A 26,912-nucleotide genomic window follows, 5' to 3' on the forward strand; every position below is an offset into this window, starting at 1 on the left:
GTCACACTCAGGAATATTTCTCCAACAGGGCGGTCTTCTGGTGCACGCCCAGGCCTTTGATCCGCCGGGAGGTGGCGATGCCGACCTCTTCCATGGCGGCCTCGGCTCGCCGGTCGCCGACTCCGGGCAGAGCCCTGAGCAGATCGAGCACACGCATCTTCGCGAGTGCTTCGTCGTCTGCCGCCTTCTTGAGCACGGCGGCGAGATCGGTATCGCCGGTCTTCAGCGCCGACTTCACTTCGGCTCGTGCCTGACGCGCCTTGAACGCTTTGTCCAGCGCAGCGGAACGCTGTTGCGGGGTCAACGGTTCGAGTGCCACTTTGTCTCCTCTGTCACCATGAACGGGCAGGTAGGGAAGTTGTCTCAGTCTAAGACAAAATCCCTGCCGAGAGGCGATATGAGCAGAATTAATGGCGCGGCGAGCCGGAATTCATCCGCCGACGGGACACCGAATCCGGTGTCCGGACCGACCCGCGATCCGGACACCGGTGTTCAGTCCGCTGCCGTCAGCGCACGGTTGAGTGCGACGGTTGAGTCGGCGAGACCGTCGGGCCCGGCACTGAGCACTGCCCGGGACGCGGTGGCGAGCACCTGCCCCGAAGCCAGTGCTCTGTCGCCGAAGACCGCCCGCAGCTCGTCCCGGCCGGCGCCTTGTGCGCCGACGCCCGGGGCGAGGATCGGTCCCCCGCAGTCGCTGGGATCGAATCCCAGGTCTGCAGCTGCCGTGCCGATGGTCGCTCCGACGACGAGTCCGAACGGACCGGGGCCCTCGGCCGACCCCAGCGTCTGAGCATTGCGCTGCCGCACACGGGACACGATCGATCCCGCCACCGACTCACCGTCGCTTTCAGCGTGCTGAACCTCGGCACCTTCCGGATTCGAGGTCAGCGCGAGGACGAATACGCCCTTGTCGTGAGCGGCTGCGAGTTCGAACGCCGGTTCCAGGGTCCCGAACCCGAGGTAGGGCGAAACCGTGATCGAATCCGCGGCCAGCGCCGAGGCGGGGTCGAGGTAGGCCTTCGCGTAGGCGCCCATGGTCGACCCGATATCACCGCGTTTGACGTCGAGGACGGTGAGCAGCCCGGCGTCCCTGGCCGCAGCCAGGGTCTCCTCGAGAGCGGCGACTCCGGCGGAGCCGTACTGCTCGAAGAACGCGGACTGCGGCTTGATCGCAGCCACCGAACCCTTGAGTTCGGAGACCGCTCGGAGGGCGAACTCCCGTACGCCTGCGGCACTGGCCGGCAGCCCCCAGGAGGCCAGCAGATGCTCGTGCGGGTCGATGCCCACGCACAGCGGTCCGTGCTCGTCCATGGCGGCCGCCAGTCGGGGGCCGAACATCAGGCGCTCCAGTCCTGCAGGCTGCGCACGTCGAACTTCGAGTCCCGGATGACCTCGAGGGAGGTCACGGCGGCCGCGAATTCAGCGAGCGTCGTGATCAGCGGCACGGAGTTCGCGGTCGCGGCGGCACGGATCTCATAGCCGTCGGCGCGTTCCTGTCGGCCCGAGGGCACGTTGATGACCATGTCGATGGTGCCGGCGGTGAGGTAGTCGATGACCGTGCGGTCTTCGGCGTCGGCCTCGAAGTGCTTGTGCACCTGCGTGGTCTTGATCCCGTAGCGGGAGAGCACCCCCGCGGTGCCGGTGGTCGCAACGACGTCGAAGCCCATGTCGACGAGTTCCTTGACCGGCAGCACCATGGCGCGCTTGTCCCGGTCGGCTACCGAGACGAACACGGTGCCCGAGGTCGGCAGCTTCACAGACGCCCCGAGCAGTCCCTTCGCGAAGGCGGTCGGGAAGTTGTGGTCGATGCCCATGACCTCACCGGTCGAGCGCATCTCGGGTCCGAGAATCGAGTCGACGATCTTGCCTTCGACGGTGGTGAACCGACGGAACGGCAGGACCGCCTCCTTGACGGCGATCGGATGGTCGAGCGGCAGGGTGGAGCCATCGCCCTCTGCCGCCAGCAGGTCACCGCGCAGATCATCGATCGTGCGGCCCACGGCGATGAGTGCTGCCGCCTTGGCCAGCTGGGTCGACGTCGCCTTCGAGACGAAGGGCACGGTCCGTGAGGCGCGCGGGTTGGCTTCGATGACGTGGAGGACATCGGCGGCGATCGCGAACTGGATGTTGAGCAGTCCGCGCACACCCACACCCTCGGCGATGGCCTTCGTGCCCTGGCGGACGCGCTCGAGCACGTCTTCTCCCAGGGTCAGCGAAGGCAGCACGCAGGCGGAATCACCGGAATGGATTCCGGCTTCCTCGATGTGCTCCATGATTCCGCCGATGTAGACCTCGTTGCCGTCGAAGAGCGCGTCGACGTCGATCTCGATGGCGTCTTCGAGGAACCTGTCGACGAGGACCGGACGGTCCGACGAGATCTCCGTGGCGCTGGCCATGTAGTCGAGCAGCTGGGTGCGGTCGTAGACGATCTGCATTCCGCGGCCGCCGAGGACGTAGGAGGGGCGCACGAGCACCGGGTAGCCGATGTTCTCGGCGATCGCTGCGGCTTCCGACGCGGTCACCGCGGTGCCGTGCTTGGGCGCGGTGAGTCCGGCCCGTTCGAGGACGGTGCCGAACTCTCCGCGATCCTCGGCGAGGTCGATGGCTTCGGGCTGGGTGCCGAGCACCGGCACGCCCGCGGCCTTGAGTTTGTCGGCCAGGCCCAGCGGGGTCTGTCCGCCGAGGGTGCACACGACGCCGAGGACTTCGCCGGCGGCGAGCTCGGCGTGGTAGACCTCCATGACGTCTTCGAACGTCAGCGGTTCGAAGTAGAGGCGATCGGCGGTGTCGTAGTCGGTTGACACGGTCTCCGGGTTGCAGTTGACCATGATCGTCTCGAATCCAGCCGAGCCGATCGCCATGGTGGCGTGGACGCACGAGTAGTCGAACTCGATGCCCTGACCGATCCGGTTCGGTCCGGAGCCGAGGATGATCACGGCCGGGCGGTCGCGCGGCATGACCTCGGTCTCGGAGTCGTAGGACGAGTAGTGGTACGGGGTCTTGGCTTCGAATTCGCCGGCGCAGGTGTCGACGGTCTTGAACACCGGGCGCACGCGCAGGGCGTGGCGGATGCCGGTGACGACACCGGTGTCGAGGACGCGCAGGGCCGCGATCTGCTCATCGGAGAAGCCGTGGTTCTTCGCGACCCGCAGGACCTGCTCATCGAGTTCGTCGGCGTCGCGGATATAGGCGGCCACCTCATTGATGAGCTGGATCTGGTCGAGGTACCAGGGGTCGATCTCGCAGGCGTCGAAGACCTCTTCCGCGCTCAGTCCGGCGGCGAGTCCCCGCTGGACCGAATGGATGCGGTCAGCGGTGGCGTGCGAGATGGCTTCGAGGACGGATTCGCGGACGTCGTCGTCTGAGACGTCGGGCAGGTCGGCCCAGCTGAAGGAGGCGTCCTTCTGCTCGAGTGAGCGCATCGCCTTCTGCAGAGCAGTCGTGAAGTTGCGGCCCAGCGCCATGACTTCGCCGACGGATTTCATCGTCGTCGTCAGGGTCGGGTCCGCAGCCGGGAACTTCTCGAAGGTGAAGCGCGGGATCTTCACGACCACATAGTCCAGGGTCGGTTCGAAGCTGGCCGGGGTGACCTTCGTGATGTCGTTCGGGATCTCGTCGAGCGAGTAGCCGACGGCGAGCTTCGCGGCCATCTTGGCGATCGGGAAGCCCGTGGCCTTCGACGCCAGCGCCGAGGACCGGGACACGCGCGGGTTCATCTCGATGGTGATGATGCGTCCGGTCTTCGGGTCGACGGCGAACTGGATGTTGCAGCCGCCGGTGTCCACACCGACGGCGCGGATGATGGCGATGCCGATATCGCGCATCGACTGGTATTCCCGGTCGGTCAGGGTCAGTGCCGGGGCCACGGTGATCGAGTCACCGGTGTGCACGCCGACGGGGTCGACGTTCTCGATCGAGCACACGACGACGACGTTGTCTTTGTTGTCGCGCATGAGCTCGAGTTCGTATTCCTTCCACCCGAGGATCGATTCCTCGAGCAGCACCTCGTGGGTGATGGAATCTGAAAGGCCGGCACCGGCGATGCGGCGCAGATCGGCTTCGTCGTACGCCATGCCCGAGCCGAGGCCGCCCATCGTGAACGAGGGGCGGACGACGACCGGGTAGTTGAGCTCCTCGGCCGCGGCCAGCGCTTCGTCGAGAGTGTGGCAGATGGCCGATTTGGCCACCTCGGCGCCGCAGGCTTCGGCGATGTCTTTGAACTTCTGCCGGTCCTCACCACGCTGGATGGCATCGACGTCGGCGCCGATGAGTTCGACGCCGTACTTCTCGAGCACTCCGGCATCGTGCAGGGCGATAGCCGCGTTGAGCGCGGTCTGTCCGCCGAGGGTGGGCAGGAGCGCATCGGGGCGTTCCTTCTCGATGATCGTCTCGATGACCTCGGGGTCGATCGGTTCGACGTAGGTCGCATCGGCGATGTCCGGGTCGGTCATGATCGTCGCCGGGTTCGAGTTGATGAGGATGACGCGCAGGCCCTCGGAGCGCAGCACGCGGCACGCCTGGGTGCCCGAATAGTCGAATTCGCAGGCCTGGCCGATGACGATGGGGCCGGAGCCGATGACGAGGACGGATTTGAGGTCTTGTCTCAGTGGCATGGGGTGTTCTCCTTAGGCCTGGGCAGCCGAATCGGCCTGGGAAGCGGACATGAGGTCGACGAAGCGATCGAACAGATAGCTCGAATCGTGCGGGCCGGCCGCAGCCTCGGGGTGGAATTGGACGGAGAAGGCGGGAATGTCGAGGCAGGCGAGTCCCTCGACGACATCGTCGTTGAGGCACACGTGGGAGACAGTCACCCGGCCGTAGTCGGCCTTGTGCGGGGCAACGGTCTCGCCCTCCAGAGGAGCGTCGACGGCGAAGCCGTGGTTCTGCGAGGTGATCTCGACCTTGCCGGTCGTTCGGTCCATCACGGGCACGTTGATCCCGCGGTGGCCGAAGGGCAGCTTATAGGTGCCGAAGCCCAGTGCCCGACCGAGCAGCTGGTTGCCGAAGCAGATGCCGAAGAACGGAATGCCTGCGTCGAGGACGGCACGCAGCAGTTCGACCTGGTCGTCTGCGGTGGCGGGGTCGCCGGGACCGTTGGAGAAGAAGACTCCGTCGACGCCCAGCGCCTGGATCTCGGCGAAGCTGATGGTCGACGGCAGCAGGTGCACGTCGATCCCGCGTTCGGCCAGTCGTTCCGGGGTCATCGATTTGATGCCGAGGTCGACGGCGGCGACGCTGAACTTCTTCTCCCCGGTGGCGGGGACGAGGGTGGGTTCGGTGATCGAGACTTCGTCGACGAGGTTGGCTCCGGCCATCTGCGGGGAGGCCTGGACACGGGCGAGGAGTTCGGACTCGGACGCCTCGGCGGCGGGTCCGGAGAAGATGCCCACACGCATGGCGCCCTTGTCGCGCAGGTGTCGGGTCAGGGCTCGGGTATCGACGTCGGAGATGCCGACGATTCCCGACTCCTTCAGCCAGTCGACGAGGTCGCCCTCGGACCGCCAGTTCGAGGACATCCGTGAGGCGTCGCGGACTACGTAGCCGGCGGCCCAGATCTGAGCGGATTCGTCATCGGTGCGGTTGATCCCGGTGTTGCCGATGTGCGGAGCGGCCTGGATGATGATCTGTCGGTGGTACGACGGGTCGGTCAGCGTCTCCTGGTATCCGGACATGGCGGTGACGAAAACGGCCTCACCGGTGGTCTCGCCGATGCTGCCATAGGCGGATCCGTGGAAGGTCCGGCCGTCTTCGAGGACGAGGACGGCGGGTGTGGTTGAAAAGCTCATTGTGCCTCTTCGATCATTTCGCGGATGCGGTCGACGGTGGGGGTGGTGGATGCGGAGTAGCGGGTGCGGAAGCCCGTGTCGACGAGGTCGTCGCCGAGGTGCCAAGTGATGCGGATGATGCCTCCGCGTTCGACGAATTTTCCGATCATGCCGTTCGTGGTGTCCACGGAGACGATGTCGCGGCGAGGGATGAGGAAGTCCTCACGTCCGGCCAGGTCCATGATCACTCCCCCGTCGGTGACGACGAGTTCGCCGGTGGTGCGGATGCCCAGACCGTGGACGGCGACGCGTTCGAGCGGATGGCCGGCCTTCGTCGTCGACACGTAGGAGCCTTCGACGGGATCGGACACGGCCTTGATGCCCATATGGGGCTTCGGCGGAGATACGACCTCTGACTGGGCCTGTTTGCGTCGGCTCCATCCCCAGGCGATCGCGACGATCGCTGCGAGGATGACTGCGGCGACGATGAGTGTGCCTACTGTTGTGTCCATGTTGCTCCTGCCGGGTGGGGTGTTGTGAGTGCCCCTGCGGCCAATACCCGGTGGCCGTAGAAGAAGGTGTCGGTGACCTTTGCGGTCACTTCGACGCCCGCGAAGGGGTTGTTGCGTCCCTTCGTGGCGTGGTCGGCGGGCTCGATGCGGTGCGGCGCGGCCGGGTCGACCAGGACGATGTTCGCACTTGCCCCGATCTCGAGGCTGCCGTGTCCGGAGGCGCCGGTGATCCGTGCCGGTGCCGAAGACATCACACGGGCCACATCGCCGAAATCGAAGTCGTGGTCCGCCATGGCGGCGACGACGATTGACAGTGCGGATTCCATTCCGACCATGCCCATGGCCGCGGCGGTCCATTCGCTGCATTTGTGTTCGGCGGTGTGCGGGGCGTGGTCGGTGCCGACGACGTCGATCGTGCCGTCGGCCAGGGCCTCGCGCAGGGCCTGCACGTCCTTATCGGTGCGCAGCGGCGGGTTGACCTTGAACACGGGGTCGAAGGTGCGCACGAGTTCGTCGGTGAGCATGAGATGGTGCGGCGTCACCTCGGCGGTCACGGCGATCCCTCGGGCCTTGGCCCAGCGGATGAGATCGACGCTGCCTGCCGTGGAGACGTGGCAGATGTGCAGCCGTGATCCGACGTGTTCGGCCAGGAGCACATCGCGGGCGATGATCGACTCCTCGGCGACGGCGGGCCAGCCGGGCAGTCCGAGTTCGGCCGAGACCGTTCCCTCGTTCATCTGTGCGCCTTCGGTCAGGCGCGGTTCCTGTGCATGCTGGGCGATGATCCCGTCGAAGGTCTTGACGTATTCGAGGGCGCGGCGCATGAGCAGCGGATCGGAGACGCAGATGCCGTCGTCGGAGAACATCCGCACGCGCGCTTCGGATCGTGCCATGGCTCCGAGCTCGGCGAGCTGTTTGCCTTCGAGACCGGTGGTCACGGCGCCGACGGGCACGACTTCGGCAAATCCGGCGGCGCGGCCGAGGCGGTGGACCTGTTCGACGACTCCTGCGGTGTCGGCCACGGGTGCGGTGTTGGCCATGGCGTGGACGCAGGTATATCCGCCCGAGGCTGCCGACCGTGATCCGGTGAGCACTGTCTCGGCGTCCTCCTTGCCCGGTTCGCGCAGGTGGGTGTGCATGTCGACGAGGCCGGGCAGTGCCACAAGGCCTGCCGCCTCGACGGTCTCGTGATCGCCTGTGGCCAGGAGCTCGGGATCGACGATGCGTCCGTCCTGGATCGCGATATCGGCGACTCCGCGTCCGAGGACGTCGGCTCCGCGAATGAGAAAATCAGTCATTGGTCTCCTCCTGACCGGTCAGCAGACGGTAGAGGACCGCCATGCGCACGCTCACTCCGTTCTCGACTTGGTCGAGGACGAGGGCGCGGGGTGAATCCGCTGCGGCAGCGGAGATCTCGAAACCGCGGTTCATGGGGCCCGGGTGCATGATGAAGGTCGACTCCGGCAGTTTGGCCAGCCGGGACGCGCTCAGTCCCCACAGACGCGCGTATTCGCGTTCGTTGGGGAAGAAGGATTCGTGCATCCTCTCGTGCTGGACCCGCAACATCATCACGGCTGCGAAGTCCTCGGAGTTCAGGGCCGAATCGAAGTCATAGTGAACGGTCACCGGCCAGTCCTCCACTCCCCACGGCAGCAGAGTGGGTGGGGCGATGAGGTGGACGTCCGCACCGAGGCGGGCGAGCAGGTGGACGTTCGACCGGGCCACACGTGAGTGCAGGATGTCTCCGACGATGGCGACCTTCGCGCCGTCCAGTCCCTGACCGCGCGGTCCCCCGGTCACCGGCCCCGAGGCGGGGACTCCGGCCAGTGCCCGGCGCAGGGTGAATGCGTCGAGCAGAGCCTGGGTGGGGTGTTCGTGGGTGCCGTCGCCGGCGTTGACGACGGGGACGTCGATCCATCCGGTGTGGGCGAGGCGGTGGGCGGTGCCGGCTCCCGAGTGGCGGACGACGATGGCATCGGCGCCCATGGCCGAGATCGTCTGGATGGTGTCCTGGAGGCTTTCGCCCTTCGACACGGACGAGCCCTTCGCGGAGAAGTTGAGGACATCGGCCGAGAGTCGTTTGGCTGCGGCTTCGAAGGACAGTCGGGTCCGGGTGGAGTCCTCGAAGAAGAGGTTGACCACGGTGCGTCCGCGCAACACGGGCAGCTTCTTGACTTCGCGTTCGGAGACGAGAGTCATCTCCTCGGCGATGTCGAGGATGCCGATGGCGTCTTCGCGGCTGAGAGAGGCGGTGTCGAGCAGATGCTTCATTCGCGGCCTCCCGAGATGCTCACGGAGTCGTCTCCGTCGATTTCGGTCAGGGAGACGTTGACGCGTTCGCTGCTCGACGTCGGCAGGTTCTTCCCGACATGGTCGGCGCGGATGGGAAGGTCGCGATGGCCGCGGTCGACGAGGACGGCGAGACGGACCTTTGAGGGGCGGCCGACATCGGCGAGAGCGTCGAGGGCGGCGCGGATGGTGCGTCCGGAGAAGAGGACATCGTCGACGAGGACGACGGTCTTCGCATCGATTCCCGCGTTCGGGATGGAGGTGGGTTCGGGTGCCCGGTAGGAGCCGCCGCGCAGATCATCGCGGTACATCGTGATGTCGAGGCTGCCGGCGAGTTCTTCCGCTGCCTCGGGCCGCCCGGAGATCGAGGCGATCGCCTCGGCGAGTCGGTGGGCGAGCGGGACTCCGCGGCGTGGAATGCCGAGGAGGACGAGGTCATCGCTGCCCTTGTTGGATTCGATGATCTCGTGCGCGATGCGGGTGATCGCCCGCGAGATATCGGGGGCGTCCAGCACTGTTCGCTGTGTCATATTTCCCCTTCTCCGCCTCTCTGGACGGTGGTTAAAGGAGTGGTTCGATTCGATTGTAGACCCGGTGGGATGCCCACCGGCGGGCGGGTCCGGAGTGCGGACCCGCCGGCTCAGATGAGTGTCGGTTTGACGTCGAGGATGCGGGAGAGCAGCCCCGAGACGAAGCCGGGAGAATCATCCGTGGAGAACTGTCGGGCCAGGGACACTGCTTCGTCGATGGCCACCTTGTCGGGGACCTCGTCGTTGAACAGCATCTCCCAGGTTCCGATCTCCAGCAGCGACCGGTCGACGGCCGGCATCCGGTCCAGGGTCCAGCTTTCGGAGTAGGTGGAGATGATCTCGTCGATCTCCGCCTGCTTCTCAGTGATGCCCTTGACGATCTCGACCGCGTATTCCTTCATCGGGTAGTCGGGATCGTTCGACCGCATGGTGACGAGTTCGTCCATGGCCAGCCGACGCTGCCCGGCTTCGAAGAGCAGCTCAAGAGCCCGGCGACGGGCTCGGGTACGTGCCGATGCCACTTACTTGACGCGACCGAGGTAGTCGCCGCTGCGGGTGTCGACCTTGACCTTGACGCCCTCTTCGAGGAACAGGGGCACCTGGATCTCGTAGCCGGTCTCAAGGGTCGCCGGCTTCGAACCGCCGGTCGAACGGTCACCCTGGAGTCCGGGTTCGGTGTGGGTGATGGTCAGCTCCACCGAGGGCGGCAGCTCCACCGACAGCGGGGTGCCTTCGTGGAAGGAGATCTGCAGATCCTGGTTCTCGAGCATGTAGTTCACGGCGTCGCCGACGAGCTCTGCGGAGATGTTGACCTGGTCGTAGTCCTTGGCGTCCATGAACACGTAGTCGGTGCCGTCATGGTAGAGGTACTGCATATCGCGGCGGTCGACGTTCGCGGTCTCGACCTTGGTGCCGGCGTTGAAGGTCTTGTCGATGATCTTGCCGGAGATGACGTTCTTCAGCTTGGTGCGGACGAAGGCCGGTCCTTTTCCGGGCTTGACGTGCTGGAATTCGAGCACCTGCCACAGCTGGTTGTCGAGGTTGAGCACAAGGCCGTTCTTCAGGTCGTTCGTTGTCGCCACTAATTCGTCCTTCTTCGGTTCAGTCATGATCACCGAATGGTGATCGCAGTCGGCAAGGCGCACTTCACATCCCCGGGGTGCGGGGTCGACGAATGCGCCACTGGGCAAGTCTAGCAAGCCCAGCGGGAGCCTTCCATCTGGGCGGGGTCAGTTGAGGCCGAGGCCGATGCCGAGGGACACCGTCGGCGAGTCCTCGCCGATCTCCTGGTAGGCGGTGAAAAGGATGGAGGCATCGGGGATCTCGACGGTGCTGGGTTCGCCGATGTCGCTGAGCAGAACCATCCGCAGCATCGCTCCGCGGGCCTTCTTGTCCCGCTTCATCGTGTCGAGAAGCTGCGGCCAGACGTCCGAGCGGTAGCCCACGGGCAGTCCGAGCTTGCCGAGCAGCTCACGGTGGAGGTCGACGACCTCGTAGGGCAGACTCTTGATCATCGACGCCACCTCGGCGGCGAAGACCATGCCCACCGACACGGCGGCACCGTGGCGCCACTGGTAGCGCTCCTTGTGCTCGATCGCATGGCCGAGAGTGTGGCCGTAGTTCAGTATCTCCCGCCGTCCGGACTCCTTGAAGTCACCGGAGACGACTTCGGCTTTGACGCGGATGGAGCGTTCGATGAGTTCACGCAGAACGGGGCCGTGCACGTCGGCGATCTCGTCCTTCGCGTGGTTCGCCACCAGATCGAGGATCGCGGGGTCGGCGATGAAACCGGTCTTGACCACCTCGGCGAGTCCGGTGAACAGTTCGTTCTCCGGCAGGGTCCCGAGCGTGTCGAGGTCGACGAGGACTCCGGCGGGAGCATGGAAGGAGCCGACGAGGTTCTTGCCCTCGGCTGTGTTGATTCCGGTCTTGCCGCCGACTGCGGCATCGACCATGCCGAGGACGGTGGTGGGGATGTGGATGACCTTGATCCCGCGCAGCCAAGTGGCGGCGACGAATCCGCCGAGGTCGCTCACCGCTCCCCCGCCGACGGTCACGATGGCGTCGGTGCGGGTGAAATCGGATTGGCCGAGGACCTGCCAGCAGAATGCGGCGACCTGGACGTGCTTGGCCTCTTCGGCGTCGGGGATCTCCGCAGCCACGGCCTCGAGGCCGGCGGCCGCGAGGTCGTCGCGGACGGTCTCACCGGTGGTGCGCAGGGCGCGGGGGTGGATGACGAGGACCTTCTCGACGCGGTTTCCGAGCAGCTCGGGCAGTTCGCCGAGCAGTCCCTGGCCGACGAGGACGGGGTAGTTCCCGCCGGCGTCCACATTGATGCGTGTGAGGCTCATTCGTCCGTCTTCCTGATCGTTCATCGTCTTCTCTCAAGGGTCGGCCGCCGGGTAGGTGCTCGAAGTCGAGTCACCTGTTCCGTGGGCCGGATCCAGCCTAGCCCTCACAGGTGCTCGGCGGCGAAACGCCTGACCGGTTTGAACGCAGTCGTCTCACCGCCGGGCCTGTGCTCAGCTCTGCAGCCGCAGGCTCTGTGCTCAGCTCTCGTGATGGGAGCCGTCGTCCTCGGCGTGGGCGTATTTCGCGTACTCTTCGGCACGCTGCAGACCGGTGAGCACATCGACGACCCGATTGACCACCGTCGACGGCGGTGAGTTCGATGCCTGGACGCGGAAGGTCGCGACCTGCTCGTAGAGCGGTTCGCGTTCATTGACCAGCGCCAGCCAGTTCTCCACCGCGGTTCCCGCGCCGCGCAGCAGCGGCCGGTGCGGGGCCGTCAGCCGCTGTGCGACGGTGTCGACATCGATATCGATGTGCACGACCTTGATCGCCGGGTGCTTCAGCTGTGCTCGGGTGCCCGGGTTGAGGATCGCGCCTCCGCCAAGAGAGACGATGCCCGGCCGATCGAGGAGACGACGCAGAGCCCTGCGCACGACCTCGCGTTCGATGCGTCGGAAGTGATCTTCGCCGCGTTCGACGAAGATCTCCGAGATGACCCCGTACTTGTCGACGATGTTCGCATCCGTGTCCGTCAGCGGCAGGCCCAGCCGGTCGGCGAGCAGCCGACCGATCGTCGACTTCCCTGCCGCCGGCGGACCGGAGAGCACGATGCGCGAGAGCGCGGCGGGAACCGGTTCCAGGGGCGGAACCGGTTTGGGCAGCGGGGTGTGGTTCATCGGCCGATGCGGAGGTTCTCCGGAATGGCCGCGACATAGGCGTCCAGGTTCCGCTTCGTCTCGGCAACGGAGTCTCCGCCGAACTTCTCGACGACCGCCTCGGCGAGCACGAGTGCCACCATGGCTTCGGCGACGACACCCGAGGCGGGCACCGCGCACACATCGGAGCGCTGGTGGTTCGCCTTCGCAGCCTCACCGGTTTCGACGTCGACCGTCGCCAGGGCCCGCGGAACCGTGGCGATCGGCTTCATTCCCGCACGTACACGCAGCGGACCGCCGGTCGACATTCCGCCTTCGGTGCCGCCTGCACGGTTGCTCGTGCGGCGGAATCCGTCGGATCCGACTTCCAGTTCGTCATGGGCCCGGGATCCGGGACGCTTCGTGGTGAGGAATCCGTCTCCGACCTCGACGCCCTTGATCGCCTGGATGCCCATGAGGGCACCGGCCAGGCGGGAGTCGAGACGACGATCCCAATGCACATGTGAGCCCAGCCCCGGGGGCAGGTCGTAAGCAAGGACTTCGACGACTCCGCCGAGGGTGTCCCCGGCCTTCTTCGCCGCATCGATCTCGGTGACCATCGCCGCCGAGAGGTCCGCGTCGAAGCAGCGGACCGGATCGGCGTCCAGAGCCTCGACATCGGCTGCTGTCGGCAGTGCGGGCAGGGCGTCGGCAGAGTGTTCGGCTCCGCCGATGGCCACGGTGTGGGAGACGAGGGTGATGCCCAGTTCGCCGAGGAACTTCGCGGCCACCGTGCCCAGTGCCACGCGCATCGCGGTCTCACGTGCCGAGGCGCGCTCCAACACGGGGCGCGCTTCGTCGAAGCCGTACTTCTGCATGCCGACGATATCGGCATGTCCCGGGCGCGGCCGGGTCAGTGGGGCGTTGCGGGCCAATCCTTCGAGTTCGGCAGCGTCGACGGGGTCCGGACTCATCACGGATTCCCATTTCGGCCATTCGGTGTTGCCGACCTCGATCGCCACCGGTGATCCCAGGGTCTCCCCGTGGCGGACGCCGCCGAGGAGTCGCACCTCGTCGGCTTCGAACTTCATTCGGGCGCCGCGGCCATAGCCGAGTCGGCGGCGAGCCAGGCTCGCACGAATATCGTCCCTGGTGATCGGTACATGGGCGGGAAGCCCCTCAATGATCCCGGTCAGCGCTTCGCCGTGGGATTCGCCTGCAGTCAGCCATCTCAACATTCCACCGATTCTACAAAAGTATTGGGGCGAACAGGCACCCGAGCCACATGCCGGAAAGCATGGCAGGTCCGAAGGCGATGGTCACCCCGCGGATCCGCCGGGCTCGCACCGCTCCGACGAGCGCCCAGACGCCCGCGAGGAGCATCATCACCACGAGCACGAGGGCCGGTGCCCACAAGTCGAAGAGACCGGCGACGGCGAAGACGATGAACGCGAGTTTGACGTCCCCGAGCCCCATCGTCCGCGCCCGCAGCAATCGACCCAACAGGTGCAGTGCGATGAAGAAGACGAGAGCGACGAGTCCGGCGAAGAATGCCGTGAACCACATGGGCAGCTCTCCGAGCACTGAACCTGTAATGATGAGTCCCAGGGCGAGCAGCGACAGCGGGATGTTGATCCGATCGGGCAGTCTGCGTAGGCTGACGTCCGCGGTGATGAGGAATGGTGTGGCTCCGGAGGCGAGGCCGAGCAGCAGCGCGGAGATGATGCGATCGGCCGAGTTCGGCTGATCTGGGGCGAACGTCTCCCCGCTCAGCGGCGCATGGGCGCTCCACCCGGTCTCCAGTGGTGCAAGCACGGTGAGAGTGAAGACGAGCGCGGCGACTGCGGCGATGACGAGCCCGCCCAGCATCGGCCCCGGCCCTCGAGCCCATCTGGAGCCCTGCCATCGCTGCAGGTGTGCGGAGTCGTTGATCCAGACCTGCGGGGTTGCGGTGAGGATGAGTCCGCACGCCAGAGCGGCCAGAACAGTGACACCGATGGTCATCCCGTGCAGCACTCCGGTGTCCATCGTGATCCCCGGTTCAGTCCTGAGCGCGGGCGGGTGGGCCCGCGAGTGCCGCGTACATGGCCGCAGCGACCCGTGCGCTCAGATCATCTGCTGCCGGCAGGTTCTCCGCCGTCGACGGGTCCTCGGCCCTGGCTGCGTCGAGGAACATCTCGAATTGGGCGACGGCCTGTTCGACGAGCATCGCCGTGCCGTCGACGGGGTGCAGTCCGCGTGCGGCAGCTGCGGCGAGGAAGGCCGACTCGGCGGAGTACGCGACATCGAGGGCGACCCCACCGGGGGTGAGGGAATCGTCCCAGACCGGGTCGGGGGCCGCCTCGGCGGGGAGGGTGGAGATAACGATCGCCGACGGTTCGATCCGGGTCAGGTCCCCCACCGAGGCGGTCAGTCCGATCCGCTCGGCAAGGTCGATGACCCGGCGTGCACGGTCGGGGTTGCGAACGCGGAAGTCGACATGGGCGATCCCGAGATCGCGGCAGGCCACGAGCGCCGAGGCGGCCGTGGCTCCGGCACCGAGGATCGTCGCCCGACCGGCTCCCGCACCACTGTTCGCGTCAGGGCTCGCTTCCATGCGCGGCGCAATGGCGCGCACGATGCCGCGCACATCGGTGTTCGCCACCTCCACCTGACCGCTGCGGCGGACGAGTGTGTTTCCGGCTGCCGTCAGTGCCGCGGTGTCATCGACGTTCCAGCCGCGTTCAACGGCGAGGGTGACGAGTCGGTCCTTCAGCGGCATCGTCAGCGAGAACCCGATGTGGTCGGGATGGGAGTCGAGGAATCCTTCGAGTTCATCGGCTCGGAGTTCGAACCGGTCGTACTCACTGGACTCCATGCCGAGTTCCGCGAAGGCGGCGCGGTGGAGCAGCGGGGACTTCGAATGTGCGATCGGCGAACCGAGCACTGCGGCGCAGATCCTCACCTGTTAACCGTTGTCCTTGTTGTGCTCACGCAGCCACTTGCGGTAGATCTCGACGTTCTTCTTGTGGTCCTCGAAGTTGTCGGCGAACTTCGTCTCCCCCGTGTCCGGGTTCGTTGCGACGAAGAACTGCCAATCACCGTCGGCGGGTTCGAGCGCTGCCTCGACGGCGCCCTGGCTCGGCGAGTTGATGGGTCCGGGAGGCAGGCCCTTCTTCTTGTACGTGTTGTACGGCGAGTCGGACTGGCGTTCCTTCTTCGTCGTCGTCAGATCGGAGCGGGCGCCGTGGATATAGGCCACGGTCGCATCCGATTGGAGCAGTCCACCGGTCTGCGACTTCTCGGAGATGCGGTTGAGGAAGACCCTGGCCACCTTCGAGCGCACTTCGGGGTCGCCCGGGGATTCCTTCTCCACGAGGCTGGCCAGGGTGAGGATGCGGTTGGCGTCCTTGTTCTCGATTCCCAGTTCGTCGAGTTCGGTCTCGGTCTTGTCGACCATCTCCTGGACGATGTCCTCGGCGGTCTTCTGCTTGTTCAGGTCGTACGTCGCCGGGTACAGGTAGCCTTCGAGACTCGGAGAGTCGATCTCGAGGCCGTAGTCCTTCGGGGTCTTGTCGTCGAGGGCCTTGTCGACCTCGTCGGCGTTCATTCCCGATTCGATCATGATCGACTTGATCTCTTCGACCTGCTTGCCTTCGGCGACAGTGATCTTCGGCGGGGCGATGGGATTGATGAGCGCTTCGACCGCGGCCTTCGAACTCATCTTCTCCCGCATCGTCCAGGTTCCGGCCTGGATGGTCGCGTCACGGCGTTCGATCTCGTCGAGGAAGGGTTCGGAGTTCATGATCACTCCAGCTTCGACGAGCTGGTTGGCGACGGTGCGGGCCGAGGAGCCGGGCGCGATCTCGATCGAGACCTCGTTCGTGCCCTGGCCCTCGTAGTCGCCTTTCGGTCCGAATAGGTCGTCGAAGACTCCCCCAGCTGCACGCACACCGAAGAATCCCCCGATGCCGAAGACGAGGATGCAGATGATCACGATCGTCGTCGTCCGGCGCCGGCGCATCATTCTGCGCCGTTTCTTCGCGCGCACTTCTGCGCGGGTCAGTCCTTCGTCGGACGAGAACTCTTCGGTGATGGGACTCATTCGTCATTCTCCTCGTCGGGCATCTCACGGCCGGCGGGGACACCGGTGTTGTGTTCGTACTCGAGGGCGTTCTGGAGGATGATCACGGCGGCTTGGGCATCGACGATCTCGCGTCGCTGGCGTGATGATTTGCCGGCCGCAGCGAGAGCGTGGTGGGCCTCGACCGTGGTGAAGCGTTCGTCGACGAGCCGGACGGGGGTGCCGGTGGCCGCTGCGATCCGGCGGGCGAATTCCAACGCCGAGGTGGCTGCGGCCCGGGCTGCTCCGTCGAGGGACTTCGGGTCCCCCACGAGGAGTTCGATGGGTTGGTATTCGTCGACGATGTCGCGCAGCTGTCGCAGCGCCGCCGGTTCGTCTTTACGACGGACGACGGTGAGCGGGGTGGCCAGAATCCCGTCGGGGTCGCTGGAGGCGACACCGATCCGCACGGAACCGATGTCGAGACCCAGCCGACGACCTCGGCGGAAACTCACTGGATGGCTGCCTTGACCGCCGCGATGGCAGACGGGATCGCCGCGGGGTTGCTTCCCCCGCCCTGTGCGAGATCGGGCTTGCCGCCGCCTCCGCCGCCGAGTTCGCCGCAGGCCAGCGATACGAGCTTGCCGGCCTGGAGTCCGGCGGTCCGGGCCGCCTCGGTGGTGGCGATGACGACGACGGGTTTGCCGTTGCTGACTCCGATGCCGACGATCACGGCCTGGCGGTCGGAGACCCGATTGCGCAGGTCGGTGACCAGGGTGCGGATGTCTCCGGCGTTGGCGATGTCGCCGAGTTCGGCCTGCACGAAGAGGGTCTGGCCCACGGTCTGTGCTTCGTCGAGGAACTTCCCGGCCGAGGCCAGCAGCTGCTGGGCGTTGAGGCGGGCGATCTCCTTCTCTGCATCCTTGAGACGGCTCATCAGGTCGGACACGCGTGATGTGACATCGGTGCCGGGGACCTTGAGCATCTCCGAGAGCGAGGACACGATGGTCCGTTCGGCGGCCAGGGACCGGAAGGCGTCCATTCCGACCGCGGCTTCGATGCGCCGGACTCCGGAGCCGACGGAGGCTTCGGAGAGCACGGAGATCGGGCCGACTTCGGCGGAGGCTCCGACGTGGGTGCCGCCGCAGAGTTCGCGGGAGAAGGGGCCGCCGATGTCGACGACGCGTACGACGTTCGGGTACTTCTCGCCGAAGAGCGCCATGGCGCCGGACTTCTTCGCATCGTCGAAGGACATGTATTCGGTGCCGACTTCGTAGTTCGAGCGCACCGCGAGGTTCGCCACCTCTTCGATCTCGGACCGCATCTGGGTGCTCGGGGCTTCGGGGAACGAGTAGTCGAAGCGCATGTATCCGGGCTGGTTGAGCGAGCCGGCCTGCACAGCGTGGCTGCCGAGGATCTCGCGCAGCGCGGCGTGGACGAGGTGGGTGGCGGTATGGGCCTGTGCGCCTTGGAACCGGTGGTCGTGGTCGACGGCGGCGAGCACTTCGTCGCCGACGCGCAGCTCTCCGTCGATGACTTCGACACGGTGGGCCGGCAGGCCCTTGACCGGATTCTGCACGTCGGTGACGCGGGCGGTGAAGCCGTGGCCGGAGATGAGTCCGACATCGGCGCGCTGGCCGCCCGATTCGGCGTAGAACGGGGTCAGGTCGAGGACGACGTCACCGCTCTGGCCGGTGGTGAGCACTTCGGCGGCGACACCGTCGGTGACGATTCCGCGGACTCGGGAATCGGCTTCGAGCCGGTCGTAGCCGACGAATTCGCTGGCACCGTCTTCGAGCAGGGCCGAATAGGCCGACAGGTCGGCGTGGCCGCCGCCTTTCTTCGCTTTGGCATCGGCCTTGGCGCGGGTGCGCTGCTCGCTCATCAGTTCACGGAACCCGGACTCGTCGACGTTCAGTCCGGCTTCGGACGCCATTTCGAGGGTGAGATCGATGGGGAATCCGTGCGTGTCATGGAGGGCGAAGGCGATGTCTCCGCTGATGGTCTTGTTGTCACCGCTCAGCGACTGTGCGGCATTCGCGAACAGTTGGGTGCCGGATTCGAGGGTGCGCAGGAACGCCTTCTCCTCGGCGAAGGCGACCCGGGAGATCCGGTCGAAATCGGTTTCGAGTTCCGGGTAGGACAGCTTCATGGCCTGCATGGATACCGGCAGCAGCTCGGGCAGGACTTCTTCCTTGACGCCGAGAAGCCGCATGGCGCGCACGGCGCGGCGAAGCAGGCGGCGGAGGATGTAGCCGCGGCCTTCGTTGCCGGGGCGGACTCCGTCGCCGATGATGATCAGGGCCGAACGGACGTGGTCGGCGACAACGCGCAGCTGCACATCGGCGAGCTCGTCCTCGCCGTAGTTCCGACCGGCAAGGCGGCTGGCGGCTTCGATGACGGGGAAGACCTCGTCGATCTCGTACATGTTCTCCACGCCCTGGAGCAGGAAGGCGACACGTTCGAGTCCCATACCGGTATCGATGTTCTTCGCGGGCAGGTCGCCGGCGATGTCGAAGTCGACCTTCGAGCGGACCTCGGAGAGTTCGAACTCCATGAACACGAGGTTCCAGATCTCGATGTAGCGGTCTTCGTCGGCCACGGGTCCGCCTTCGACGCCGTAGGCGGGGCCGCGGTCGAAGTAGATCTCGGAGCAGTAGCCGCCGGGGCCGGGCTGTCCGGTGTGCCAGAAGTTGTCTTCGTTGTCGCGCAGCTGGATGCGCTCACGGGGAATGGAGGTCTCTTCGAGCCACATGTCGATGGTCTCGGCATCGTCCTCATGCACCGTCGACCAGAGACGTTCGGGATCGAAGCCCAGTCCGCCCTCGGCGACGGGGTTCGTCAGCAGTCCCCAGGCGAACTTGATGGCGTCGCGCTTGAAGTAGTCGCCGAAGGAGAAGTTGCCGTTCATCTGGAAGAAGGTGCCGTGGCGGGTCGTCTTGCCGACCTCTTCGATGTCTCCGGTGCGCACGCACTTCTGCACGCTGGTGGCGCGGTTGAACGGCGCCGGTTCGCGACCGGTGAGGTAGGGAATGAACTGCACCATTCCTGCGATGTTGAACAGGATGGACGGATCGGAGCTGATCACCGACGCCGAGGGGACCACGGTGTGCCCGTTCGCTTCGAAGTAGTCCAACCAGCGTTGTTTGATCTCTGCCGTCTTCAATCCAAGGCCTTTCAGATATTGCCTGTGCGTCGCCCGGCTGGTGAGCCCGACGCGACACCTACTCGTGCGTACCCGCACTTACCAGGGACTAGTTTAATGGGTCAGTCGCAATATGCGAGATGGCGCGGCGTGCCGTGAATGCACGACTGCCCGGAACCAAGAGGTCCCGGGCAGTCGTGGTGGCGCGATGCGCTGTGTTCAGCAGATCAGCGCGAGTAGAACTCGACGACGAGCTGAACGTCACAGGTGATCGGCACCTCTTCGCGCTTCGGGGCGCGCAGCAGTGTTGCCTGCAGGCCCTCGAGGTTCACGTTGAGGTAGCCCGGCGTTGCGGGCAGGACGTCCTTGTGACCACCGGCGGCGGCGACCTGGAACGGATCCATCGAAGCCGAGCGCTCGTGCACCTGGATGGTCTGGCCTTCCTTCACGCGGAAGGAGGGACGGTCAACGCGCTGTCCGTCGACCGTGATGTGACGGTGCACGACGAACTGACGGGCCTGGGCCATGGTGCGGGCGAAGCCCGAACGCAGGACGAGGGCGTCGAGGCGCATTTCGAGGAGCTCGACCATGGTCTCACCGGTCAGGCCGGGGAGGCGGTTGGCTTCCTTGTAGGTCTTGAGCATCTGAGCCTCGCGGATGCCGTACTGCGCGCGCAGACGCTGCTTCTCCTTGAGGCGGACCGAGTAGTCGCTGTCGTTGCGACGACGGGCGCGGCCGTGCTCACCTGGAGGGTAAGGGCGACGCTCGAAGTACTTCTCGGCCTTGGGTGTCAGAGCAATGCCGAGGGCGCGCGAGAGGCGCGTCATGCGGCGATTACGTGCTGGTGCTGGCACTGTATTACCTTTCATCAATGTGTTCTGTCACGAAGGGCCCCTGAGGTTCTCGCCCCGAACGCGACTGTTGTTTCCCCGGATGGGAAAGAGGGATTGAGCGTCGAGATCCGCTCGCACCGACCGCCTTTAGCTTGCAGGCACAACAGCTGTCTATCTTAGCGGGTGCAGGCGAACCGTGGCAAAGCGGATCGGCGCATCCGCGGATGTGATCTTCCCGACTGTTTCCGACGGCCCGTGCCGGCCGAACGGCTGATCTGCGCTCACTTCAGTCACTGCCGGCAGCCGTCTTCGTGGCTGTCGATGGCGGCATCGGCAACGGCCGCTCCGGATCCGCTGTAGATGTTGATCACGGCGTGAACGCCCTCGGATTCGAAATGCTCGGCCTGGTCGGGACGTTGGACGACGGCGGCGATGGTTCCGGGGAAGCCGGCGATGCGCAGCTGTTCGAGGGCGAAGGTGTTCGAGTCGTGCAGCGCCATGGCCAGCACCACGGTATGGGCGCTGCCGCCGACGACGAGGCGATGCCAGAATTCGTGGTCGGTGGCGTCGCCTTCGAGCACGTTGAACTCGTCGGCACGCAGAGCTTCGACGACGGTGAGGTCGTTGTCGATGCCGATGACGCTGCGGTCGCCGCGTTCGACGAAGCGTTCGTAGGCGCCGCGGCCGATGCGGCCCATGCCGAGGACGACGACTTCCGCGTCTCCGGTGTCCAGCGGTCGGTCTTTTGCCCGCAGTCGGCTCTCGTTCTCGTCCGGCAGGATCGCGTCGAGCTTCGCGACGATCTGGAGGCTGTAGGCATTGGCCAGCGAGGACCCGATCATGCCGAGGGCCACGGCGAGGGCGATGATGGTCAGCCAGTTGTCTTCGAAGAGTCCGTTGTCGACGCCGACGGCGACGACGATGAGTGCGAATTCGGAGAAGTTGCTCAGTGCCAGGCTCGTGCGCACGCTGGTGCGGTTGCGCAGACCGAAGAGCCTCCCCATGAGGTAGAAGCTCGCGAAGTTGAACGGCAGCAGGATGACGCACAGCAGCAGCGCCATGAACAGGTCCGACCAGGTGGGGACCGCTTGGAGTCCGATGACGACGAAGAACCCGACGAGAAAGAGCTCCTTGACGCTGAACAGGGCCTTCGACATCTCGACGGCTCGTGAGTGAGTGGAGAAGAGCAGGCCGAGCACCAAGGCTCCGAGGTCGCCGTGGATGCCGACGGATTCGAAGGCGACGTAGCCGGGCCCCAGGGCCATGACGACGCCGAAGAGGACGAGCAGCTCTCCGCGGCCGGCACGGTCGAGGATCCGTCTCAGCACCCAGACTGCGGGGACGAGCAGGACGAGGGCGAAGGCCCACGGACTCAGGGGCTCTTCACCGGCGATCGTGATGAAGGCGACGGCCGCGAGGTCCTGGAGGACGAGGATCGCGATGGCGATCTGACCGTAGTAGGACCCGTCGTCGGAGCGGTCTTCGAGCACTTTGACGACGAGCACCGTGGAGGAGAACGAGAGGGCGAAACCCAACAGCGCCAAGGTGCCCACTCCCCCGCCGATGGCGACCATGCCGATGGCCGCGGCCGCTCCGATCGTCCCCGCACCGAGGAGGACCACCGTGACCATGTGCAGCGCAGCTGTGCCGTGGGCTTCGGGTTGGAGCAGGGAGCGCAGATCGAATTTCAGTCCGATCGTGAATAGGAGCAGGACGACTCCGATGTCCGAGACCTGCTGGAGTCCCGCGAAGGCGGTGAAGCCGAAGACGTGGAGGAGAAACCCGGCTGCGAGGAATCCGACGAGCGGCGGGATGCGCAGCTCATGGGCGATGAGTCCGAGCGCCAGCGCGGCGGCGATGGTGATGACGATGTCTGCCATGCCGTCCTCCTCGATCGGCGCCGTCCGCGACGGTTCTGTCCGTCACCGCGTCTGACTACAAAGTTATCAGGGCCGCAGCAGCCGCCTGAGGTTTTCGAGCCTTTCGGCCATGCTGCGTTCCATTCCGTTCGTGCTCGGCGTGTAATAGCTCTTTCCGCGCAGGGACTCGGGCAGATACTCCTGGTCGGCGACTCCGTGCGGATAGTCGTGCGAGTATTTGTACCCCTCACCGTGTCCGAGCTCTTTCGCGCCCGGGTAGTGGGCGTCGCGCAGATGCATGGGCACCTGTCCGGCGAGTCCGTTCTTCACGTCCGCGATCGCGGCGTCGAGCGCTCGGTAGCTCGCATTCGACTTCGGTGCCAGGGCCAAGTAGGTGACCGCTTCGGCCAGCGGAATCCGTCCTTCGGGCATGCCGATATTCTGCACTGCCGTCGAGGCGGCCACCGCGATGGGCAGCGCCTGCGGGTCGGCCATGCCGATGTCCTCGGCCGCGGAGATGACGACGCGGCGGGCGATGAAGCGCGGGTCCTCACCCGCGACGATCATCCGCGCCAGATAGTGCAGGGCCGCGTCGACATCGGAGCCGCGAATGGATTTGATGAACGCGGAGACCACGTCGTAGTGCTGGTCGCCGTTGCGGTCATAGCGCAGAACGGTCTCGCTGCTCGCTTCCGCGCATGCGGATTCGGTGATCGAGATCGGTTCGTCGCCCGTCTCCTCCGCTTGGGCGGCCGCGATTCCGGCGGCGGCTTCGAGGACGGTCAGCGACCGGCGGGCGTCGGCACCGGCGATGCGGACGATGAAGTTCCGGGCATCCTCGGTGAGGGTGAACTGCCCGGCCAGCCCGCGATCGGATTCGACGGCACGGTCGAGCAGATTGCCGACCGCCTCGTCGTCGAGCGGACGCAGGGTGAGCATGAGCGACCGCGACAGCAGGGGCGAGATGACGGAGAACGACGGGTTCTCCGTGGTCGCGGCCACGAGCACGACGAGCCGGTTCTCCACTGCGGGCAGCAGGGCGTCCTGCTGGGCCTTGGAGAAGCGGTGGATCTCGTCGAGGAACAGCACCGTCGTGCGGCCGTACATCTCCCGTTCGCGGCGGGCGTTCTCGATGACCTGCCGTACGTCCTTGACGCCGGCGGTGATGGCGGAGAGTTCGACGAAGGTGCGGCCCGGGGCGTGGGAGATGACATGGGCCAGCGTGGTCTTTCCGACTCCGGGCGGGCCCCACAGGATCACCGAGGAGGCTCCCGCCCGGTCTCCCCCGCTGGCTTCGACGAGTTGGTTGAGCGGGGATCCAGGGAAGGTCAGGTGTTCCTGACCGACGACCTCGTCGAGGGTCCGCGGACGCATCCGCACAGCGAGCGGGTCAAGGGCGCGCCCCGAGGAGGACCCGGAGGAACCGGCGAAGCCCGGACCAGGGGAATCCTGGTCCGGGCCGTCGGAGAACAGATTGGGTTCTTGGCTCATCAGGCCTCGGCGTCGTCGTCTTCCGGTTCGAAGTCGACTCCGGCCTCGGCGCGCTGGGCGTCGGTGATCGGGGCCGGTGCCTGCGTCAGCGGATCATAGCCGCCGCCGGACTTCGGGAAGGCGATGACCTCACGGATCGAGTCGACCCCGGCCAGCAGGGACACGATGCGGTCCCAGCCGAAGGCGATGCCGCCGTGCGGGGGCGCACCGAACTTGAAGGCTTCGAGGAGGAAGCCGAACTTCTCTTCGGCCTCTTCGGCGGAGATGCCCATGATCTTGAAGACGCGTTCCTGCACATCCTTGCGGTGGATGCGGATGGAACCGCCGCCGATCTCGTTGCCGTTGCACACGATGTCGTAGGCGTAGGCCAGAGCCGCACCCGGGTCCTGTTCGAGGGTGTCGAGGAATTCGGGCTTCGGTGCGGTGAAGGCGTGGTGGACGGCCGTCCACTGGCCGCCGCCGACCGCGACGTCTCCGGCTGCCTGAGCTTCGGCGGCCGATTCGAACAGGGGCGCGTCGACGACCCACACGAATGCCCAGTCGCCGTCCTTGATCAGGCCGGTGCGCTCAGCGATCTCGTTGCGGGCGGCGCCGAGGAGGGCGCGGGAGGAGTTCGCCTCACCGGCGGCGAAGAAGATCGCGTCGCCCGGCTGCGCACCGGCCGCCTCGGCGAGTCCTGCCTTCTCCTCATCGGAGATGTTCTTGGCCACAGGGCCGGCCAGGGTTCCGTCTTCGCCGATGAGCACGTAGGCCAGTCCCTTGGCGCCGCGCTGCTTGGCCCAGTCCTGCCAGCCGTCGAGCTGACGGCGCGGCAGCGATCCGCCGCCGGGGTAGACGACGGAGCCGACGTAGGGCGACTGGAATACGCGGAACGGGGTGTCCTGGAAGAACTCGGTGAGGTTGTGCAGTTCGAGGCCGAAGCGCAGGTCCGGCTTGTCAGAACCGTACTTCTCCATCGCCTCGTGGTAGGTGATGTGCGGGATCGGCGTGGTGATGTCGTAGCCGATGAGCTTCCACAGCGCGGTGAGGATCTCCTCGGCCAGAGCGATGATGTCCTCCTGCTCGACGAAGGAGGCTTCGATGTCGAGCTGGGTGAACTCGGGCTGACGGTCGGCGCGGAAGTCCTCATCGCGGTAGCAGCGCGCGATCTGGTAGTAGCGTTCCATGCCGGCAACCTGGAGCAGCTGCTTGAACAGCTGCGGCGACTGCGGCAGGGCGTACCAGGAGCCCGGCTTGAGGCGAGCCGGGACGAGGAAGTCGCGGGCGCCTTCCGGTGTGGACTTCGTCAGGGTCGGGGTCTCGACCTCGACGAAGCTGTGCGCGTCGAGGACGGAGCGTGCGGCCTTGTTGACGTCGGAGCGCAGACGGATCGTTTTAGCCGGGCCCGAACGGCGCAGGTCGAGGTACCGGTAGCGCAGGCGGGTCTCCTCGCCCACGGCTCCGGAGTCCTCGGCGTGGTCGGAGACCTGGAACGGCAGAGCCGCAGCCTCGGAGAGCACCTCGACAGTGGTGTCGATGACTTCGATCTCGCCGGTGGGCAGGTTCGCGTTCGTGTTGCCCTCGGGGCGGACCGACACGGTGCCCGTGGCCTTGACAACGGTTTCGTTGCGCAGCTGGTGGGCATCGTCCTCACGGACGACGACCTGCACGATTCCCGAAGCGTCACGCAGATCGATGAAGGCGACACCTCCATGATCGCGACGACGATCGACCCACCCGGTGAGGGTGACGGTTTCTCCTGCGTTCGCGGCTCGCAGGCTTCCGGCTTCGTGGCTTCGCAGCACCTAGGGCTCCTTTGTGATGTTGTGGTCTAGCGCGTGAACAATGATAGTCGCCCTGCGCTCAGCTCCGGTACACGCGGGGCCAGAGGTCGTCCTCTGCCGGAGTCCACGTGTCCGGATCAGCCGTGGTCTGCTCTCCCGAGCGGATGTCCTTGACCTCGTGACCGGATTCACCGTCGGTGAACCAGACGAACGGAATGTCACGGCGTTCGGCGTAGCGGATCTGCTTGCCGAATTTCGCCGCGTTCGGCGAGACCTCGCAGGGGATGTCCCTGGACCGGAGCGTCGCGGCCACGGCGTCGGCCTCGCTGCGTCGGGCCTCCTCGGTGACGGCGATGACGACCGCCGAGGGGGTGCCGCGGGTGGCGCGGACCTGTGATTCCTCGCCGAGGATGAACGCCATGAGGCGGGAGACGCCGATGGACATGCCCACCCCGGGATAGTTCTTCTTCCCCACGGTCACCAGCGAGTCGTAGCGACCGCCGGAGGACACGGAGCCGAGCTCTTCGTGGCCGATCAGCTGGGTCTCATAGACCGCTCCCGTGTAGTAGTCGAGACCACGGGCGATCTTGAGCTGGGCGACGACGACGCCCGGAGCGCGTTCGGCCGCGGCTCGCAGCAGGGTCGTCAGCGATTCGAGTCCCGCGTCGAGCAGCGGGTGCTCGACCCCGAGGGCACGCACCTCGTCGGCGAAGTCCGGAGAGTCCGATTCGATGGCGGCGAGCTTGAGGCACAGCTGCTGCTGCTCCTCATCGGCTCCGGCTTCGGAGGCAAGCAGCTTGCCGACCTCTTCGGGACCGATCTTGTCGTACTTGTCGAGGCAGCGCAGCACGGCCTGGATGTTCGTCAGTCCGATTCCCCGTGCGAAGCCTTCCAGAAGCCTGCGGTCGTTGACGACGATCTTGATACCGGGCACGCCGAGCGGGGCGAGCCGGGAGAACGCATCGGCCACGGCCAGGGGGATCTCGACCTCGAAGTGTCCGGGCAGCTCACCATCGGCGATGACGTCGATATCGGCCTGGATGAACTCACGGTAGCGGCCGGCCTGTGGGCGTTCGCCGCGCCAGACGGGCTGGACGCGGGCTGCCTTGAACGGGAAGCTCAGGTCGTTCGCGTTGTCGGCGATATAACGGGCCAGCGGCACCGTGAGGTCGAAGTGGAGGCCGAGCGGATTGCGTTCGGCGCCTTCGGAGTGGAGTCGGGAGACCGCGAAGATCTCCTTGTCGATCTCTCCGTCCTTGGCCAGTTGGCTGATCGGCTCGACGGCGCGGTGGTTGAGGGCGGAGAACCCGTGCAGGGCGAAGGTGTGTTCGAGCGTGTCGATGATGGCCTTCTCGATCACGCGTTCGGCCGGGAGTCGTTCCGGGAATCCGGACAGACGGGCTGACTTCGCCATGGTGCTCCTTGCTTTCGGTGCTGGTGCGATGCCATGCGGCACCGCTGGTTCGTGTGGTGTCTGTTTCGGGTGGTGTCGGGTGAAGCTCAGCGGACGAGCCCGGACGCGTGGGTCCGGCTTTTC

Annotated in this window: 23 protein-coding genes; all 23 read right to left on the reverse strand. The window is 66.0% G+C overall.

Going from position 1 to position 26,912, the window contains the following annotated elements; translation table 11 throughout:
* Nucleotides 1-7: 7 nt before the first annotated feature.
* The 23 genes from mihF to hisS all read right to left on the reverse strand — a co-directional run bounded on the left by mihF (nt 8) and on the right by hisS (nt 26,789).
* A complete protein-coding gene (gene mihF, locus BEP01S_RS10075; RefSeq protein WP_039207429.1) occupies nt 8-319 on the reverse strand; it encodes an integration host factor, actinobacterial type in 312 nt (103 codons plus the stop codon).
* A gap of 173 nt (nt 320-492) precedes the next feature.
* Nucleotides 493-1,338, reverse strand: coding sequence for an orotidine-5'-phosphate decarboxylase (gene pyrF / locus BEP01S_RS10080; RefSeq protein ID WP_062242735.1), 846 nt, complete (start codon nt 1,336-1,338; stop codon nt 493-495).
* On the reverse strand, nt 1,338-4,613 hold the full coding sequence (gene carB / locus BEP01S_RS10085) for a carbamoyl-phosphate synthase large subunit (protein WP_062242737.1): 3,276 nt from the start codon (nt 4,611-4,613) through the stop codon (nt 1,338-1,340). The genes pyrF and carB overlap by 1 nt, the downstream gene beginning before the upstream one ends.
* A 12-nt stretch (nt 4,614-4,625) precedes the next feature.
* On the reverse strand, nt 4,626-5,786 hold the full coding sequence (carA, locus tag BEP01S_RS10090; protein ID WP_062242740.1) for a glutamine-hydrolyzing carbamoyl-phosphate synthase small subunit: 1,161 nt from the start codon (nt 5,784-5,786) through the stop codon (nt 4,626-4,628).
* On the reverse strand, nt 5,783-6,277 hold the full coding sequence (locus tag BEP01S_RS10095; RefSeq protein ID WP_062242743.1) for a PH-like domain-containing protein: 495 nt from the start codon (nt 6,275-6,277) through the stop codon (nt 5,783-5,785). Before BEP01S_RS10095 ends, carA begins: the two co-directional genes overlap by 4 nt.
* Nucleotides 6,262-7,575 (reverse strand): dihydroorotase, encoded by a 1,314-nt coding sequence (locus tag BEP01S_RS10100; protein WP_062242746.1) that lies wholly within the window; start codon nt 7,573-7,575, stop codon nt 6,262-6,264. The genes BEP01S_RS10095 and BEP01S_RS10100 overlap by 16 nt, the downstream gene beginning before the upstream one ends.
* Entirely contained in the window at nt 7,568-8,548 is a 981-nt protein-coding gene (locus BEP01S_RS10105) for an aspartate carbamoyltransferase catalytic subunit (protein WP_062242749.1), read from the reverse strand. Before BEP01S_RS10105 ends, BEP01S_RS10100 begins: the two co-directional genes overlap by 8 nt.
* Nucleotides 8,545-9,096 (reverse strand): bifunctional pyr operon transcriptional regulator/uracil phosphoribosyltransferase PyrR, encoded by a 552-nt coding sequence (pyrR, locus tag BEP01S_RS10110; RefSeq protein ID WP_039207419.1) that lies wholly within the window; start codon nt 9,094-9,096, stop codon nt 8,545-8,547. The genes BEP01S_RS10105 and pyrR overlap by 4 nt, the downstream gene beginning before the upstream one ends.
* Nucleotides 9,097-9,206: 110 nt before the next feature.
* A complete protein-coding gene (nusB, locus tag BEP01S_RS10115; protein ID WP_062242751.1) occupies nt 9,207-9,617 on the reverse strand; it encodes a transcription antitermination factor NusB in 411 nt (136 codons plus the stop codon).
* Nucleotides 9,618-10,178 (reverse strand): elongation factor P, encoded by a 561-nt coding sequence (efp, locus tag BEP01S_RS10120; protein ID WP_062243029.1) that lies wholly within the window; start codon nt 10,176-10,178, stop codon nt 9,618-9,620.
* Between the two features lie 147 nt (nt 10,179-10,325).
* On the reverse strand, nt 10,326-11,447 hold the full coding sequence (aroB, locus tag BEP01S_RS10125; RefSeq protein WP_039207741.1) for a 3-dehydroquinate synthase: 1,122 nt from the start codon (nt 11,445-11,447) through the stop codon (nt 10,326-10,328).
* Between the two features lie 198 nt (nt 11,448-11,645).
* Nucleotides 11,646-12,284, reverse strand: a complete 639-nt coding sequence (locus tag BEP01S_RS10130; RefSeq protein WP_062242755.1) for a shikimate kinase — start codon at nt 12,282-12,284, stop codon at nt 11,646-11,648.
* Complete coding sequence (aroC, locus tag BEP01S_RS10135; protein WP_062242758.1) at nt 12,281-13,480, reverse strand: chorismate synthase; 1,200 nt, start codon at nt 13,478-13,480, stop codon at nt 12,281-12,283. The genes BEP01S_RS10130 and aroC overlap by 4 nt, the downstream gene beginning before the upstream one ends.
* Before the next feature lie 10 nt (nt 13,481-13,490).
* Nucleotides 13,491-14,270 (reverse strand): prepilin peptidase, encoded by a 780-nt coding sequence (locus tag BEP01S_RS10140; protein ID WP_062242761.1) that lies wholly within the window; start codon nt 14,268-14,270, stop codon nt 13,491-13,493.
* Nucleotides 14,271-14,283: 13 nt separating this feature from the next.
* Nucleotides 14,284-15,186, reverse strand: coding sequence for a shikimate dehydrogenase family protein (locus BEP01S_RS10145; RefSeq protein WP_062242764.1), 903 nt, complete (start codon nt 15,184-15,186; stop codon nt 14,284-14,286).
* A 3-nt stretch (nt 15,187-15,189) separates the two neighbouring features.
* A complete protein-coding gene (mltG, locus tag BEP01S_RS10150; protein WP_062242767.1) occupies nt 15,190-16,326 on the reverse strand; it encodes an endolytic transglycosylase MltG in 1,137 nt (378 codons plus the stop codon).
* Complete coding sequence (gene ruvX / locus BEP01S_RS10155) at nt 16,323-16,799, reverse strand: Holliday junction resolvase RuvX (protein ID WP_062242769.1); 477 nt, start codon at nt 16,797-16,799, stop codon at nt 16,323-16,325. Before ruvX ends, mltG begins: the two co-directional genes overlap by 4 nt.
* Nucleotides 16,796-19,450, reverse strand: a complete 2,655-nt coding sequence (gene alaS / locus BEP01S_RS10160; protein WP_062242772.1) for an alanine--tRNA ligase — start codon at nt 19,448-19,450, stop codon at nt 16,796-16,798. The genes ruvX and alaS overlap by 4 nt, the downstream gene beginning before the upstream one ends.
* Nucleotides 19,451-19,656: 206 nt before the next feature.
* A complete protein-coding gene (gene rpsD, locus BEP01S_RS10165; protein ID WP_052239785.1) occupies nt 19,657-20,298 on the reverse strand; it encodes a 30S ribosomal protein S4 in 642 nt (213 codons plus the stop codon).
* Nucleotides 20,299-20,552: 254 nt separating this feature from the next.
* Nucleotides 20,553-22,142 carry a cation:proton antiporter domain-containing protein gene (locus BEP01S_RS10170; protein ID WP_083532649.1) on the reverse strand — a complete coding sequence of 530 codons (1,590 nt, stop codon included), beginning with the start codon at nt 22,140-22,142 and terminating at the stop codon, nt 20,553-20,555.
* A 66-nt stretch (nt 22,143-22,208) separates the two neighbouring features.
* On the reverse strand, nt 22,209-23,612 hold the full coding sequence (locus BEP01S_RS10175) for a replication-associated recombination protein A (protein WP_062242774.1): 1,404 nt from the start codon (nt 23,610-23,612) through the stop codon (nt 22,209-22,211).
* Nucleotides 23,612-25,396 carry an aspartate--tRNA ligase gene (gene aspS / locus BEP01S_RS10180; protein WP_062242777.1) on the reverse strand — a complete coding sequence of 595 codons (1,785 nt, stop codon included), beginning with the start codon at nt 25,394-25,396 and terminating at the stop codon, nt 23,612-23,614. The genes BEP01S_RS10175 and aspS overlap by 1 nt, the downstream gene beginning before the upstream one ends.
* 58 nt (nt 25,397-25,454) lie before the next feature.
* Complete coding sequence (gene hisS / locus BEP01S_RS10185; protein ID WP_062242780.1) at nt 25,455-26,789, reverse strand: histidine--tRNA ligase; 1,335 nt, start codon at nt 26,787-26,789, stop codon at nt 25,455-25,457.
* Nucleotides 26,790-26,912: the final 123 nt, after the last annotated feature.

Origin of the sequence: Brevibacterium epidermidis NBRC 14811, assembly GCF_001570805.1 — a bacterium.
In the GTDB taxonomy this organism is placed as follows: domain Bacteria; phylum Actinomycetota; class Actinomycetes; order Actinomycetales; family Brevibacteriaceae; genus Brevibacterium; species Brevibacterium epidermidis.